Annotated in this window: 17 protein-coding genes; 9 read left to right on the forward strand and 8 right to left on the reverse strand. The window is 65.4% G+C overall.

The genetic code is table 11. From position 1 onward, the window contains the following. The first annotated feature begins 11 nt into the window (after window positions 1–11). From ACRDPS_RS16620 to ACRDPS_RS16630, 3 genes are all read left to right on the forward strand, one after another. Window positions 12–542, forward strand: a complete 531-nt coding sequence (locus ACRDPS_RS16620) for a hypothetical protein (protein ID WP_431502766.1) — start codon at window positions 12–14, stop codon at window positions 540–542. Further along, a complete protein-coding gene (locus ACRDPS_RS16625) occupies window positions 542–1321 on the forward strand; it encodes a GNAT family N-acetyltransferase (RefSeq protein ID WP_431502767.1) in 780 nt (259 codons plus the stop codon). The genes ACRDPS_RS16620 and ACRDPS_RS16625 overlap by 1 nt, the downstream gene beginning before the upstream one ends. 146 nt (window positions 1322–1467) lie before the next feature. Next, complete coding sequence (locus tag ACRDPS_RS16630; RefSeq protein WP_431502768.1) at window positions 1468–2526, forward strand: hypothetical protein; 1059 nt, start codon at window positions 1468–1470, stop codon at window positions 2524–2526. A 42-nt stretch (window positions 2527–2568) separates the two neighbouring features. Here the strand turns inward: ACRDPS_RS16630 and ACRDPS_RS16635 are convergent, their stop codons facing one another. Further along, complete coding sequence (locus ACRDPS_RS16635) at window positions 2569–2904, reverse strand: hypothetical protein (RefSeq protein ID WP_431502769.1); 336 nt, start codon at window positions 2902–2904, stop codon at window positions 2569–2571. 69 nt (window positions 2905–2973) lie between these two features. Here ACRDPS_RS16635 and ACRDPS_RS16640 point away from each other — a divergent pair, with 69 nt between their 5' ends. The 4 genes from ACRDPS_RS16640 to ACRDPS_RS16655 all read left to right on the forward strand — a co-directional run bounded on the left by ACRDPS_RS16640 (window position 2974) and on the right by ACRDPS_RS16655 (window position 4837). Next, window positions 2974–3189: a hypothetical protein gene (locus ACRDPS_RS16640; RefSeq protein ID WP_431502770.1), complete on the forward strand. Its 216-nt coding sequence runs from the start codon at window positions 2974–2976 to the stop codon at window positions 3187–3189. Then, window positions 3186–3371: a hypothetical protein gene (locus ACRDPS_RS16645; RefSeq protein WP_431502771.1), complete on the forward strand. Its 186-nt coding sequence runs from the start codon at window positions 3186–3188 to the stop codon at window positions 3369–3371. Before ACRDPS_RS16640 ends, ACRDPS_RS16645 begins: the two co-directional genes overlap by 4 nt. 796 nt (window positions 3372–4167) lie before the next feature. Beyond that, the gene (locus ACRDPS_RS16650; RefSeq protein ID WP_431502772.1) at window positions 4168–4425 is read left to right on the forward strand and encodes a hypothetical protein; all 258 of its coding nucleotides are present in this window, start codon (window positions 4168–4170) and stop codon (window positions 4423–4425) included. 139 nt (window positions 4426–4564) lie between these two features. After that, the gene (locus ACRDPS_RS16655) at window positions 4565–4837 is read left to right on the forward strand and encodes a hypothetical protein (RefSeq protein ID WP_431502773.1); all 273 of its coding nucleotides are present in this window, start codon (window positions 4565–4567) and stop codon (window positions 4835–4837) included. A gap of 161 nt (window positions 4838–4998) precedes the next feature. Here the strand turns inward: ACRDPS_RS16655 and ACRDPS_RS16660 are convergent, their stop codons facing one another. From ACRDPS_RS16660 to ACRDPS_RS16670, 3 genes are all read right to left on the reverse strand, one after another. Further along, the gene (locus tag ACRDPS_RS16660; protein ID WP_431502774.1) at window positions 4999–5292 is read right to left on the reverse strand and encodes a hypothetical protein; all 294 of its coding nucleotides are present in this window, start codon (window positions 5290–5292) and stop codon (window positions 4999–5001) included. Window positions 5293–5542: 250 nt separating this feature from the next. After that, entirely contained in the window at window positions 5543–6142 is a 600-nt protein-coding gene (locus ACRDPS_RS16665) for a MerR family transcriptional regulator (protein WP_431502808.1), read from the reverse strand. Window positions 6143–6453: 311 nt separating this feature from the next. Beyond that, window positions 6454–7263 (reverse strand): sigma factor-like helix-turn-helix DNA-binding protein, encoded by an 810-nt coding sequence (locus ACRDPS_RS16670; protein WP_431502775.1) that lies wholly within the window; start codon window positions 7261–7263, stop codon window positions 6454–6456. A 414-nt stretch (window positions 7264–7677) separates the two neighbouring features. Here ACRDPS_RS16670 and ACRDPS_RS16675 point away from each other — a divergent pair, with 414 nt between their 5' ends. Then, window positions 7678–7929: a hypothetical protein gene (locus ACRDPS_RS16675; protein WP_431502776.1), complete on the forward strand. Its 252-nt coding sequence runs from the start codon at window positions 7678–7680 to the stop codon at window positions 7927–7929. A 259-nt stretch (window positions 7930–8188) separates the two neighbouring features. Here ACRDPS_RS16675 and ACRDPS_RS16680 read toward each other — a convergent pair whose 3' ends face one another. Beyond that, window positions 8189–9175, reverse strand: coding sequence for a tyrosine-type recombinase/integrase (locus tag ACRDPS_RS16680; protein ID WP_431502777.1), 987 nt, complete (start codon window positions 9173–9175; stop codon window positions 8189–8191). Window positions 9176–9238: 63 nt separating this feature from the next. Beyond that, a complete protein-coding gene (locus tag ACRDPS_RS16685) occupies window positions 9239–9790 on the reverse strand; it encodes an Lrp/AsnC family transcriptional regulator (protein WP_431502778.1) in 552 nt (183 codons plus the stop codon). 69 nt (window positions 9791–9859) lie between these two features. Here ACRDPS_RS16685 and ald point away from each other — a divergent pair, with 69 nt between their 5' ends. Next, window positions 9860–10975, forward strand: a complete 1116-nt coding sequence (gene ald / locus ACRDPS_RS16690; RefSeq protein ID WP_431502779.1) for an alanine dehydrogenase — start codon at window positions 9860–9862, stop codon at window positions 10973–10975. A 77-nt stretch (window positions 10976–11052) separates the two neighbouring features. On the opposite strand, the gene ACRDPS_RS16695 is transcribed toward ald, so the two are convergent. Both ACRDPS_RS16695 and ACRDPS_RS16700 read right to left on the reverse strand, forming a co-directional pair. Further along, window positions 11053–12492: an L-serine ammonia-lyase gene (locus tag ACRDPS_RS16695; RefSeq protein ID WP_431502780.1), complete on the reverse strand. Its 1440-nt coding sequence runs from the start codon at window positions 12490–12492 to the stop codon at window positions 11053–11055. 73 nt (window positions 12493–12565) lie between these two features. Further along, window positions 12566–13891, reverse strand: coding sequence for an MmgE/PrpD family protein (locus ACRDPS_RS16700; protein ID WP_431502781.1), 1326 nt, complete (start codon window positions 13889–13891; stop codon window positions 12566–12568). Window positions 13892–13897: the final 6 nt, after the last annotated feature.

Raw genomic sequence — 13897 nt, forward strand, 5'->3', positions numbered from 1 at the left:
GAGGGACACCGATGAAGCCAGAGCACGAACGAGCCATCGGCGCGGTGCGAGCCGCGCTCGGAACGAGTGACCAGCTGGAGCGAGCTCAACTACTCGCCCAGCTCACCAGAACGATCTACGACTACGCAAAGTTCAGTCGGGGCCCCGACCGTGACACACCAGAGCGAGACCGTCTCGGAGGGATCGTCGACGCAGTTCTGGACTACGAGACCGACCTCTTCCAGCGCACGGGCACCCGCCGAGATGCTTCCGGCAAGCCAGGCATGACCGCGATAGAGCTGGTCGACCTGATGCTCGATCGCGCCGATTTGGAGAACGAGCAGGTCACGTACGGGATCGTCGCGGCCCCTGGGACGTTCCGGGGCCCGACGTACGGCGGCCGCGCGGTGGTGGAGGTGCCGACTCAACGCCGCGGCGAGCTAATCGTGGCGCCGACAGTCGACTTCGGCGAGCGTACGACCGCACCGACCTACTTCGCTGAGGTGGGCACGGGCACCATCTCCGTCGCGGTGGCCCCTGATCTGAATGGCGGGGCGTACTGATGGGGAAAGGCGCACGGAACAGGGCACGCCGTCAGACCTCGGTCGCTGCCCGCAGCGCTACGGTCCAGCTGAAGCAGGCAGGCACGCTGTGGCCGGCGTTGGCCGACGGGATCCCCGCACACGCGGGGGCTCGGATCCGGATCGCGCGCCCGGACGATGACGCGGTGCTTCGCCGCTACATCATTCAGGCCACCGAGGACGAAGGGACCAACGACCTCACGAAGCCGGTCCCGATTGCGTGCCCGACCATCCTGGCCGGGCTACGCGACGGGAAGGAGGGCTTCATGGAAGCCTTCCAAGAAGCGTGGGTCACGCTCGACCCGGAGACGGTCGACGAGCAGATCCTCGTCGGCTTCTCCCTGGTTGCCGTCGACGAGAGCGACGAAGTGATCGGCTCGATCTCCGTGTGCCCGCCGTACAATTTCCTGAACACCATCATCGACGGCTTCCCGCCCCGGGAAGCGCACAAGATCCTCCTCCAGACGCAGATGGGGATCTCGAAGATCACGGCAGTCGCCGTACGCGAAGACCTACGTGGGCACGGCATCGGCGCCGACCTGGTCCAGACCGCTCTCCAGGTCATCCGGCGCTGCAACATCGGCATGATCGTGCTCGGCAGCTGTGAACCTAATAGGGCACCGTTCTACCGCCGACTCGGGTTCACGATCTCGCCCGTCGATGAGGCGATCGATCTGTGGATGGCGATCGGGGTCCACGCCATGCTCGCCACACCCGACCACCACGTCTTCAGCATGAGGCGGCAGGTTCGCTACCGCTAAGCGGAGCGATTCGAAGGCTCGTCGTCAACGCCATGCGGCTGGGTAAAAGTCGGGGTTGTGAACAGGCGTTCGACACGGGACGATTTTCAACGCTGAGCATTCGACAAGGCGCCCCAGCTCGGGGCGGAGGGGGAGCAAAAGAAGCGATGAGCCGGGACATCAGCACGCGCGAGGACGAGGCGGATCTCGTCGAGGTGAGCGGGACAAGCCTCATCGCCTCGAGTGAGGACGCCGAACCGACCGACGACGTCGTGGAGCAGCTGGCGCGGGCCGCACGTGGCGACGCGGTCTCCGTCTTGAACATGGCTCAGTGCCGCGACGAGCTCGCCGAGGCGGGTCTGGCGATGCCAGACATGAACGCGCTGGCCGACGCGCTCGCCGATGGTCGACAACTTCGAGAGGAGTCCACACCCGTCGGCGGGATCGCAACCAAGGCCTGGATCACCGCGGTCGCCGGAATGTTCGGCTTGTTTCTGGCCGCGAACCTCACCGACTCCGAGGTGCTGAAGACGATCGCGAACGGCTGGCTCGCCGCCTTCCTCGTGCTGATGTTCCTCGGAGGAGCCTGTGCCTACGCCTACGCACGGATGGGTGATGTCCCGCGGGATCTCGACGACTTCTTCAAGCTCCGCGTGCCGATCCCCGCGGTAACTCGCCAGCGTCGGGCGTTGGCGATTGTCTCTCGGAACGTGAGTCAGCAACCGATGGGCTGGGATCGACGCCAGCTACTCAACCGAGCGCGACAGGCTGCCACCGACGTGGCCGGGAGCGAAGTCTGGGCGCTGGAGATGTTCGACACTCACCGTGTACGCGTCGACTTAGTCGAAGAAGTCCAGCTCATCTCCGAACGGGTTCGGGTGGTGACCTCGGGCACGACCGGCGGAAACCACGCCCCGGCGAGCGTGCATCGAGCGCTGCTCGACTCGACCCACGACAGGGTCAAGGCTCTGGAGCAGTACCGCGACCAAGTGCTCGCCGTGCAGCAGGAGATGGACCGGCTGCGCCGCGCCGAGCTCGAAGAACTCGGGGAAGGCCGACTCGTGGAATGGCTCGCGAAGAGCGGCGCCGACCACGGCCAGGTTACTGAGCTGCAGAACCTGGCGGCCGAGTCACGCGCGGCCGCCGCGACGATCGCCGAAACGCTATCCGCCATGCAGCCAACCGCAGCGCTGCTCGGGACAACAGCAGGACACCCGGATAGCTGATGCCCCTGTCGGGGCCGGGTCCCGAGCCCCTGCTCTGCTCTGTCAGTAAGGGCGTTCGTCATGGGCCTCTCGCCGACCCTCCTCGATGGCCTCTACCAGGTCGCGCCGCGCTTGCTCCCGCCCGAACTTTTTCAGCTTCTGCAGCCGGATCCACGCGGCAGTGACCCCGTCCCGGTAGCCGCGCTGTTCAGGCGATCCAGGCTTGAGACCAGCCTCGTACCGCAGGACCGAGGGACCGGAGATGGCGCCCAGGTGCTTCACGCCGAGGTCGTACGCAGTGCGGTAGGTATCGGTGGCCGCGCTGTGCGGCCGGTAGGGCGTCGGCGGGTAACGGCGCTCCTGCCGACGAGCCGCCGGCTGGTTCTGCGGGTATGGCAAAGGGGTCGTCTCCAGACTTGCTTGGATCGACCCCTTAGGACAGCGAGTGTACGACGTACCATCCTGGTCGTGGCCTCCGAATCTGACTTGGTGACGCTCTACGCCTCCGCACGGCCTCGTCCCGTCGTCGGCGTCGACGATGACCGACGCGAGGAGATCAGCGTTACCCGCGCGACGTATGAGGAGGCCCGTTCAGCGGTGGACGCCAGGGTCCCCGACGGCTGGCAGCTCCTCGGCCTCAGCAGATGGCCGTACCACGACACCTTCAACGAGGAGCAGCCATGAGCACCGCACACGACACGGACACCATCGTCTTTCTCGGCGGCCTGGTGATGATCCTCGCCGCCATCGTCCAGGTTGGCGGCATGCTCGCGGCCCAAGGAGCGGTCGTGATCGTTGCTGGGGTGGTGGTCGTCGCGGTGGGGAGCGTGACACTGCGCGCCACGAGAGGCTGGTCGTTGAAGTGACCGCCCGGGTCAACCTCTCCGATCTCATGACGGCCCGACCCAGCGACGAAGACGTCCGCTTTGCCCTCGATGTGAGGGCACGTCAGGCCGCAGCTCCAACCGAGGCCGAGGTTCAGTTGGCTCACGAGATCTTCGCTCGGATCGGGGCGCAGACGGTCGAAGGCAGAGAGCCAAGGTCGACGACGGACACGCAGTGGCGCCAAGGCGACGGCTCCGCCCCGTCGAGCAAGCAGGTCACTCTCTGCGGCAGGCTCACCGTGAGCGGAAAGCCGTGCCGCATGAGGCGTGCCGACGGTGTCAAACCTTGCCAGACCCACGGCACTCCCGATGAGTGGGAGGCGTATCGACAGACCGACCACTACAAGCGGGAGATCGCCGAACGCGAGAGTGCTGCCAGGCAGAGGGGGCACGTCCGAGCGCAAGGAAGTTCTCGCGGGCCAGGCGCAGCGCCGGCACCGGCCATAGCTGATTTCAGCAGCTGGTAGGGCCTAGTCGACGACGCGCGTCGCCTCGACCGAGCGGATCTACTCGGCCTGCGTCCCTTCCAGCTCGAGGACGGCGACAAGTTTGCGACGGAGGTCACCCTCACCGGTCGAACGCGTGTTCGCTCTAAGGGAACACGCGCTGCGCCGGCAGGAGAATGTCGGTGGTCCGGGTCACACTCATATGTATGAGCCCTCAACTCGGTGAGTCGGTCGCGGCCGAACGACCTAGCCCTGTGGATCTATCCGGTGAGCACCCTCGTCGAGGTGCGGACCGCTACGACGACCTGCGGACTCAGGACGTGAGCTGACTGATGTCCACGAGTGAGCACATCACCGACCTGACCTCGACGCTCTACGACGCATTCTCTCGCGCGGTCGACGGCGAGGTCGACCAAGCCGAGGTGCCCGGCATCGTCGAGACCATCGACTTCCAGGTGCGCAGCATCGTCGAAGACCTGGAGGGCCGCCTGGAGAGCCTGGAGCGGCAGGTCACTCGGGCGCAGATGCGCAGCCAGCCGAGCACCGCCGCCCCCACCAGGAAGCCACCCAGCCGTAAGTGGTGGCAGTGACCCACCGGGCGCCTGGAACTCCGAACTAGTCAGCCCCGCCGACCTACCCCTACCGTCAGCCCAAGAGAAAGAGCGTCCGATGGGAATCATCACCCCCGAAGGGGCCAGCAGCGCTGACCCTCGTCCGACCACTCGAGACATGGACCAGTTGGCCGCCGATGCGGTCGGGCTCCTGAACGCCGCCATGCGTGGCGGTGACGGCAGAGAGATCACCTCGGACCAGGTCGCCGCGGCCGGCCACGCTCTGAGCGCATGGGCGCACTATGACGCCAGCGAGCGTGCTTCCGCTCGTGCCCGACAGGAGGCGCGGAACGCCGAGGCTGCAGAGAAGGCCAGTCAGTCTCGGATCCAGCAGTTCCGTGACGAGCGTCGACGGAAGCGGGCGCCGCAACTTCCCCAGTTCAACAAATAACCCTCCGGCCCCGGCGGGGCCGGCTACGTCCTAATCGCTGGCGATGGTTCGCGCCGGCGCCTGTCGACCCTCGAGCTAGACACCCCTCTCCTCCTGGCGGTGGTCGGCTCAGGGGAGCACTCGTCGGCAAGCCAGCCAGAGAGCGGGCCCGAGCCGCGCCGCTACTTGATCTTGAACTCGGCACTGGTGATGCCGTAGTTGCCCTTGGAGGCGAAGACGTTGAGGCGGATCCTACCCCCGAACTCGGCTCCCTCGAACAAGATGGTTGCGTTCGCGACCGCTCCCTTACCCACCTCGCTCGGCCCGGTGGTGCCGCCGTTCTGAGTTTGGCGCCCGTCGGGTGCGATGTAGTTGGTGTCGTAGTTGATTCCAAGACCGTCAACGTTGGACTTGATCTCGAAGACTGCGAAGAGGTTGCCTTCAGCGGTGCGGTAAGCCGCGACCATCTTCGCCATGCCTAGCTCGCCCAGGCGATATGCTTTGCCGCTGGGGGTGCCGGTAAGAAACGTGTCACCAGCGGCAAACGAGGTGCTGGCCTGATTGAGCGTTGGTCGGCATGATGGCGGCTCATGTTCAGCCGGACTTCGCCGTACGGAGCGACGTGGGTCCAAAACAGCGGGTTGAGCCCGCGGCTCCGGAGCAAACCCCGACTAGAGCGATGACCTGATCAGCGTTCATAGCGCTCATCATCCGACCGCTGGCAGTTCAGGAACCATCCCGTGACCCGCAACTCGTGGACATGTCCTCTCTTAGTGACTCATCGGACACGTCCTCAGCCAGCTCGGCGGCTGGTTGTGACGCGCTCCCAGTGAGTTCGGAGAGCTTGGCCTCAACTTCGCGCCACACGCCACCGAGGGCAATTCCGAACACACCTTGCCCGCCCTGGAGCAGGTCGATGACCTCGTCGTTGCTGGTGCACTCATAGACCGAGGCGCCGTCGCTCATCAGGGTGACGCGGGTCAGGTCGTCGGCGCTGCGTTCCTGCAGGTGTTGGACGGCGGCACGGATCTGCTGGAGTGAGATGCCGGCGTCGTGAAGGCGCTTGATCACCTTGAGGGTCAGGACGTCGCGGAATGAGTACCGCTGCAGATCATCGGAATCAGCAGTAGCGCTCCGCAGGCTCGGCTTTAGGAGTCCCGTGCGATCCCAGTGATCCAGCGTGCGGCGGGTGATCCCTGCGGCGTCACAGGCCGTTACCCCGACGAAACCCACACGAGTCAGCCAAGGAGAGGCGCCATCGCGGTTGAGGCGAGCGCGGAGGGCGTCCGCGAGGGCGTCCGCGTCTAACGTACAGGTCGGGCGCATGACTGGGGTGATGTCGCGGACGTAGATGTCCGTGTGTTCGTTGTCCGGAGACGCGGAGTCTCTCCGAGGGGTCTCACCGAGCATGAGCAGCCACGTGCCGTCGCCAACGGGCTCGATCTTGACCTCGAACTCGGATCGATCACTACGGCGAGCGTCCCGAGTGCTGCTCGTTAGAGATTCGACTACCCGAGCGGTTTCCAGCACTCGGCTCACTTCGGTTGGTTCAGTGCGGGAGATTAGCTCCTGGGCACCTTGTGATCCGAGTGAGGACTCGGCCATCAGGAGCGAGAAGTCCAGGCTCTCGTTGTTCGTCATCGTGCGTCCCCTCCCCTGTCGTCGTCGTTCAAGCTGGCTCTCTCGTCTCGTTCTTCGCGGAGGCGGCGTCGTACTCGGCCGACCGCCTCGGTGATGGCCGCGGGTGTTGAACCCTCTAGCTCAGCGATTTCGGCGTAGCTGTACCCGTCAGCTCGGTACCGGAAGATCCTGGCCATCCGTGGACTCAGCTCCGCCAGAATCGCGTCGCACCCGTCCTTGCTCATCACAATCCACTCAGGGTCTGTCAGGCCAGAGTCGAACGCGACTGCGAGGGACATCGAGGCGCTGGGCGGCCCGGAACACATGGGCTCGAGAACCTCGTCTTCACAGGGCTCGGCGCGACGGCTGAAGTCTCTCTGCCAGGCACGGAACCTGTTCGGGAACTCATTGCAAATGGCTCCCTCCATGAAGTAGGTCGCCAAGCTGGCCCCGCCCTCGGCAGACCAGCGACCCGTGACGAGCTCCCGTTCACGGAAACGCACGAGTGCCTGGGCTACGACCTCGTGCACAATCCCTTCGCGCTCATCCTTGTCAGCCATGAGGGCGCGGCGCTGCTTCTCGGTCACTGCCAGCCCGGTACCACGCGCAGCGAGCATCTCGAAGACAGCCCCGCTCGCCAGCCATCCGTTCAGCACGCTCAGTGCGTACGCGGTCATCTCGCTCTTCCACCGGTCGTAATTGGGGCCGACGAACCCCTCTGCCGCAAGTGCGTCGCGGAGACGTTGATCCGCCAGGCGGCGCTGGTGGGCATCCGTGACGCCCCCGGATGCCCGGGGCTTGTTGGTTGATCCATCGGTGTGTCCCACCGGTAGTCCTTTGGTAATGGGGCCGGACAGCGATGCTTCGTGGCTGCCCTGCCCGTACGCGCGTGCGGGTGTCGCTTCGGTCGTGAAGACCGATCGCTCATCGGTTTGCTGGTGCTCTCAGTTGACTTGTAGGTCTAGCACCCGCACAGATCCCACGGCCTCGGCGAAACAACTTTTCCCCACGTCTGCGTGGGTCCTACACCGGTCCTTGACCTACCAGTAGGCGAGCACCAACCAGAACGGCGCGGTCCGGGCAGGAGCCCGAGGCTGTCGGTCTCTCCCTTGTCGCAGGTCTGCCAGGGGCGGCGACCTGTCGTCGGGAAACCTGTGCAGCAGACCAGGGGGCGGCGGCGCCCGTGCAGGGGTGCCGCCGCCGAAGATCCTCAATCCTCACAACGGAAGAGAAATCAAACGATGGTAGATGAAACCGGGAGCCCCGTCTCCAGGCCGCCGTGGTGGCTTGCCCTGCTGGTCTTCAGCGGGTTGTGCGTACTCTTCGTGGCCATCAGCCGGTGGCTGCCTGGGCTGCCGCTGTGGCAGCCGGTCGTTCTCGCCGCGGGCGTCATGGTTCTGGTGCTGTACGGGCCGGAGATGGTCTCCAAGGTCCTCGCGGCTGGCTCCTGGCTCGCGGGTACTGGGTCGCGGGGCGAGGACCCTCGCGTATGAATCCACTGAGCGGGCCCGCCGGGGCCCGCCTCCCGGCGTACGACGTCTTCGATCGCGCCGCACTTGAGGGCGAACCACATCATCAGGGCCATCCAGACCTGCCCTTGGCCCTCGGGGTCGAACGGCTCCAGCTCGGGCGCGTCGACGACGGGATCGCTAGAGGCGAGCGCACAACTCAAGAGCACTCGGCGGCACGCTCGGTGCCCTCGGGAGGTCCGGGCCAACTCGGAGCGGGGGGAGCGCGACGGCGCCGCTGGCCTTAGTCGGCTAGGAAGGCGCTGAGGGCGTAGGCCGGGTGCCTGTCGAGGTTGTGTCGGCCTCGGTCGTAGCGACGGGTGGTGCGTGGGTCGGCGTGGCCAGCGGCGTCTTGGACGTCCTCCAGGGGGACGCCGGCTTCGCGGGCAAGGGTGACGAAGGTGTGCCGCAGAGAGTGAGGAGAGAGTCTGTCGGCGTGCTCGATGCCCGCGCGCCGGGCGAGGGACTGGATGGTCTTGTAGGTTGCGCCCTGATCCCACCGGCGCGCGGTCTTGGTGATGAAGATCGGCCCGGTCTCGCGGTCCGCGAGGTAGGCGTCGATGGCCTGGGCGGTCGAGGGTGCGAGTACGACATCACGCCGTGCCCCGCCCTTGCGGATGATCGAGAGCGTGTGATGTCCCCGCACGGAGCCGAGATCCTCGAGGTCCGCGCCGAGTGCCTCGTTGATCCGTAGCCCGTCGTGGAGCAGCAGCGTCACGAGTGCCTGCGAGCGCAGCGAGTGATCGCTGGCCGCCGCGAGGAGGGCCTTGGCTTCGCCGCGGTCGAGTCCCAGGGTGGGCGAGTCGGCCGGTGTGCTCGGTCGTTTGACGTGCTCGAGCGGGTTCTTCTCGATCACGGTCTCGGCCAGGGCGTACTTGTAGTACCCCGACAGGGTCGACATCCGCCGGCTGATCGTGGCGGGCTTGGCTGGTTTGTCGGGACGGGTGGCGAGGTGGCGGGCGTACCCGTCGACCGCGGCCCGGTTCGCCTCCAACGGGTCGAGGTGGAGCAGCTGACACCAGCCGAACCAGTCCTTGAGGTCGCGACCGTAGGCGCGGCGGGTGTGTGCAGCGTCGAAGGACAGCAGGTACCGCTGGGCGAGGATGACGGCCTGGCTCTCGCGTGGCGCATCGATGAGGGGATGGAGGAACGTATCGTGGATTCTGGTGAGCTCGTCGGTGGGGACGGGCTCACCAGTCGTCGTTTTTGGCGGCTGATCCGGAGTCGTCACGTATACATGATAATGACTCTTATCATGTCATACCTTCCAGCACGGCAGGCGGTTTCAATTCGCCTACCCGAAACGAGGTGATCGGGCGTGCTGAAAGATCAGGTTCGTCTCGGTGAGGGCAACATCCGGGATACTGCTCAAATGTTCGACAACGAACGTGTTCAGTGCGACAGAATCCGGCGCCGCGACATGGACGAAAAAGTCATACGCCCCACCGAGCAAGAAGACGTTGAGCACGCCAGGCAACTCAGAGAGATGTCCGAGGAAGGAGTTGAGCCTGTTCCTCGCCGTCGGCTGGATCCGTACGGCCACCATCGCCTGAAGCGGCCGCCCGGCCAGCGCCGGATCGATGTCGGCGTGAAACCCACGGATGACACCGCGCTCTCGTAATGCCCGGATCCGCGCGAGGCACGTCGAGGGCGCGATGCCCGCCTTTGCCGCGAGCGCGTTGTTTGGGACCCGAGCATCGATCGAAAGCTCCTCGAGCAGGATCTGATCCACATCGTCGAGGGATGCATTCTCGATCGTGCGGCGCTCCAACCCGCTCCGCGGTGTCCGAACATTGTTCGGTCGCCTGTTGCCTGTTCGGCTCGATTCTGAAGATTCAGGAGACACGGATCGATTCTAGAGAATTTTCGGCGGTTTTGTAGCGCTGCTGCGAACATTGTCTTCAGAATCGATGATATGAGAATCGGCGTACCCAAGGAAGTCAAGAACCACGAGTACCGGGTGGCGATCACCCCCTCGGGCGTCCACGAGCTGGTGGCCAACGGCCACGAGGTCTTCGTCGAGGCCGGTGCCGGCCTCGGATCCTCGATCCCGGACAGCGACTACGCCGCGGTCGGCGCCAAGATCCTCGGCGATGCCGACGAGACCTGGGGCAACGCCGACATGGTGCTCAAGGTCAAGGAGCCGGTCGCGGAGGAGTACCACCGCCTGCGCGAGGGCCTGACCCTGTTCACCTACCTCCACCTCGCCGCCGACAAGCCGCTGACGGAGGAGCTGCTGGCCAAGAAGGTCACCGCGATCGCGTACGAGACCGTCGAGCTGCCCAACCGGGCGCTGCCGCTGCTCTACCCGATGTCGGAGGTCGCCGGCTGCCTGGCGCCCCAGGTCGGCGCCTACAACCTGCTCAAGGCCCAGGGCGGCCGCGGCACCCTGATGGGTGGTGTCGGCGGTGTCGCCAACGCCAAGGTCGTCATCATCGGTGCCGGCGTCTCCGGGCAGAACGCCGCCAACATCGCTCTGGGGATGGGCGCGGACGTCACGCTGCTCGACACCGACCTGGAGAAGCTGCGGATGTCGTTCTGGCGCTACTCCAACCAGGTCCACGGACTCGCGTCGAACAAGCTCGCACTCGAGGAGCAGGTGCTCCAGGCCGACCTGGTCATCGGCGCCGTGCTGATCCCGGGCGCGGCCGCGCCGAAGCTGGTCACCAACGACCTGGTCTCACGGATGAAGCCCGGCTCGGTGCTCGTCGACATCGCCATCGACCAGGGCGGCTGCTTCGAGGACTCCCACGCCACCACCCACGCGGACCCGACCTACCAGGTCCACAACTCGACCTTCTACTGCGTGGCCAACATGCCCGGCGCGGTCCCCAACACCTCCACCTACGCGCTCACCAACGCGACCATGCCGTACGCCGTCGCCCTGGCCAACAAGGGCTGGACCCAGGCGCTGCGTGACGACGCCGCGCTCGCCAAGGGCCTCAACACCCACGCCGGCCAGCTGACCAACGCTCCCGTCGGCGAGGCGGTCGGGATCGACTCCGTCACGCTCGCGGACGTCCTCGGCTGACCTCCTGCCAGGCCCGGCCGCACACAAAGGAGGCGGGGGGCCTGGCAGGCTCCTCCGTTCGGCTCTTGCTCCGCTGGTCAGCAGAGCGGAACGTTGACAGCGAGCCCTCCTTGGGAGGTCTCCTTGTACTTCTCGGACATGTCGGCCCCTGTTTGGCGCATCGTTTCGATGGCCTGGTCGAGGCTGACGTGGTGGTTCCCATCTCCTCGCATGGCCATTCGCGAGGCGTTGATGGCCTTCACAGCGGCTATGGCGTTTCGCTCGATACAGGGAATCTGTACGAGTCCACCGAGGGGGTCGCACGTCAGCCCCAGGTTGTGCTCTAAGGCGATTTCAGCGGCGTTCTCCACCTGCTCGGGGTTGCCTCCAGCCAGTTCGGTGAGCGCAGCCGCGGCCATGGACGACGCCGAGCCGATCTCTCCTTGGCATCCGACCTCGGCCCCTGAGATGGATGCGTTTTCCTTGAACAAGACGCCGATGGCGGCGGCGGTCAAGAGGAATTGCGCGGTGGCTTTGGAGCGAGTCCGTTCGGAGGCTTGTGCGAAGGCAGGCAGATAGTTCATTGCGTAATGTAGAACAGCCGGGATGACCCCGGCGGCCCCGTTGGTCGGAGCGGTCACGACGCGACCTCCGGAGGCGTTCTCTTCGTTGACAGCGAGGGCGACCAGGTTGACCCAGTCGCTGGCCATGGCCGGGTTGCGACCCGGATCATCGCGACTGAGTGAGTCGAACCAGTCCTTGGCGCGCCTGCGCACCTTTAGCGGACCTGGAAGGAATCCAGTGCGCTGAAGGCTCTTGGCTACACAGTCATCCATGGCACGCCGAATCTGCTGCAGCCCCTCCTCGACTTCTGCTGGCGTCCTCTGTGTGAGCTCGTTGCGCCGCATGATCTCGCTGATCATGACGCCCCGCTCGCGACAGTGTTGGAGCAGTTCGAACGCCGAGGCGTACTCGACGGCAGCTGATCTCGTCGAGTCCAGGGACGTCGGGTGATGCGAATTGGCCGTCGGTACTGGGGCCTCGGCGTCGTCATCGTCATAGGGCTCGTCAGAGTCCCGGACGATGAATCCGCCACCGATCGAGTAGTAGGTCTCGAGATGGATGGTTTCGCCGTGAGCGTCCCGCGCGGTGTACCGAACTCCATTCGTGTGTCGAGCGAGCACTGTCGACGGCCGAAGAGTTATGTCCTTGTCGAAGTTGAACTTCACTGGAAGGTGCCCACCAAGGTGCAGGCTTCCGCTGCGCGTGATCTCAGAGATGAGCGTGTCGTACTCATCGGGGTCGATCGTCTCTGGTCGGACTCCGGTCAACCCGGCAGCAGCTGCGGCCAGTGTGCCATGACCGCGGCCGGTAGCGGCGAGCGAGCCGAATAGGTCAATCTGAACACGATCGACGGTTTCCGGTCTTAGGCCCCGGAGCAACCGTGAGGCGAAGTCTGCGCCGGCGCGCATCGGCCCAACCGTGTGGGAACTCGAGGGGCCGAGTCCGATACTGAAGAGATCGAAAACGCTGATCATGCAGGTCCTTCCTACGGACGTCGTTGCCCCCGCCCGAGCTACGGCGACGACCGAAACAGGCGGGGCACCCGAATTAGGCCCTGAGGTGGTCGACCAATTCGGCGATCTGAAGCAACGGGCTGCCGCCGATGATCGACCGTTGGAGCTTGTCGCGGTCCTCGGCCCGCATCTTGGGCGTCAGGAGCCGATCGAACTTGTTCCGCACTTCTTGTTCTGAAAGTCCGAAGTCGTGTGGTCGCGAGTGGTCGTCCTCTCGCACGGGCAGACACATCACGTGACCGTTGTCCAGGGTCAGACGGATCTGGCGATCTTGGCCGACTGTCACCTCGATCCGATGCATCATGTGTGCTGCCGCTTCGAGCGACTGCGGGCTCACCCATGCTGGCCCGGGTTCGACGCCTAGGACGAGCATGGCGCTGAGGGTTCGGATGCTGAAGGCGACGTCGGCGGGTCCGAGCACCTGTGTCTCAGCGAACTTCTGCAGATCGGGGGGGCCTTGGATCTGTATGTGGTGGACGCTCCGCTCATGGGGAAGGTCGCCAAGTCCCGTTTCAAGTGCCAGGAGGTATTGCTGGGTGTGCCAGCAGGCTGGAAAGCGTTTGAACCCGGTGCGCAGCACCGCGGGTTCGGTCACCTCAGCGAATGCTTCTTCCCAGAGCCAACGGTCGCTACCTGCCATGCGCCAGAATCCCGAGGGACCGTCGAGTGCGTCGAGAATCCCGCCGGCGCCTGCGTCCACGAGGTCTACGGCAAGGATGCCCGCTGCGGCGCTCCATCCTGCATTGTTCTTGACCGTGGGGACCGGACGTTCGTACCACTTGCCAACGAAGGGCACTGTCGAGTGGGTGGCTGCGACTCCCATGACACGCCTGAGGCGGTCGGGCGACGAGTCAGTGATCACGGCGGCCGCCAGGCTGGCTGCGATCGCTTCGAACGCACCGGACCCACGCACCTGGCTCAGCCGGCCAGAAGAAGGGTTGGCGGCGGTGGTCAGCAACCAATGTGCCTCGTAGCCGACCGCGACGGCCTTGAGCAGGCGCTCCAACGTGGCGTCGGCCCTCTCGCCCGCAGCAAGAGCTGCGGCAACGATGGGCGCACCAGGGTGACCGCGCAGCATGTCGTCGTAGTCCAGCCCATTCGCGGCGGCACCGTTGAGGTATGCCGCCAGCACTGCCGGTCGTCGCTTCCCATCGGCGGTCATCGCCTCTGGTATCCCGGCGATCGAGGCCATCACCGCATAGTGCGGCTGCACATGTCCCAGGGTTGCCCCGACGTGTGCGCACGCTAGATGGTCGAGGACGCAATGCCGGGCACGGCGCTCCACTTCGTTCGCGAGGGAACCGCGCGCGATGTTGTCGCAGTGTTCGGCGAGTGACCTTGTGGCGTCTTCGGTGATCACCGCCCC

This window comes from Nocardioides sp. (assembly GCF_050699375.1).
Lineage (GTDB): Bacteria > Actinomycetota > Actinomycetes > Propionibacteriales > Nocardioidaceae > Nocardioides.

Coding starts and splice junctions, on each gene's coding strand:
- ACRDPS_RS16620 (WP_431502766.1), top strand. CDS start 12: ATGAAGCCAGAGCACGAACGAGCCATCGGCGCGGTGCGAGCCGCGCTC.
- ACRDPS_RS16625 (WP_431502767.1), top strand. CDS start 542: ATGGGGAAAGGCGCACGGAACAGGGCACGCCGTCAGACCTCGGTCGCT.
- ACRDPS_RS16630 (WP_431502768.1), top strand. CDS start 1,468: ATGAGCCGGGACATCAGCACGCGCGAGGACGAGGCGGATCTCGTCGAG.
- ACRDPS_RS16645 (WP_431502771.1), top strand. CDS start 3,186: ATGAGCACCGCACACGACACGGACACCATCGTCTTTCTCGGCGGCCTG.
- ACRDPS_RS16650 (WP_431502772.1), top strand. CDS start 4,168: ATGTCCACGAGTGAGCACATCACCGACCTGACCTCGACGCTCTACGAC.
- ACRDPS_RS16655 (WP_431502773.1), top strand. CDS start 4,565: ATGGACCAGTTGGCCGCCGATGCGGTCGGGCTCCTGAACGCCGCCATG.
- ACRDPS_RS16660 (WP_431502774.1), bottom strand. CDS start 5,292: ATGGCGAAGATGGTCGCGGCTTACCGCACCGCTGAAGGCAACCTCTTC.
- ACRDPS_RS16665 (WP_431502808.1), bottom strand. CDS start 6,142: ATGCGCCCGACCTGTACGTTAGACGCGGACGCCCTCGCGGACGCCCTC.
- ACRDPS_RS16675 (WP_431502776.1), top strand. CDS start 7,678: ATGGTAGATGAAACCGGGAGCCCCGTCTCCAGGCCGCCGTGGTGGCTT.
- ald (WP_431502779.1), top strand. CDS start 9,860: ATGAGAATCGGCGTACCCAAGGAAGTCAAGAACCACGAGTACCGGGTG.
- ACRDPS_RS16695 (WP_431502780.1), bottom strand. CDS start 12,492: ATGATCAGCGTTTTCGATCTCTTCAGTATCGGACTCGGCCCCTCGAGT.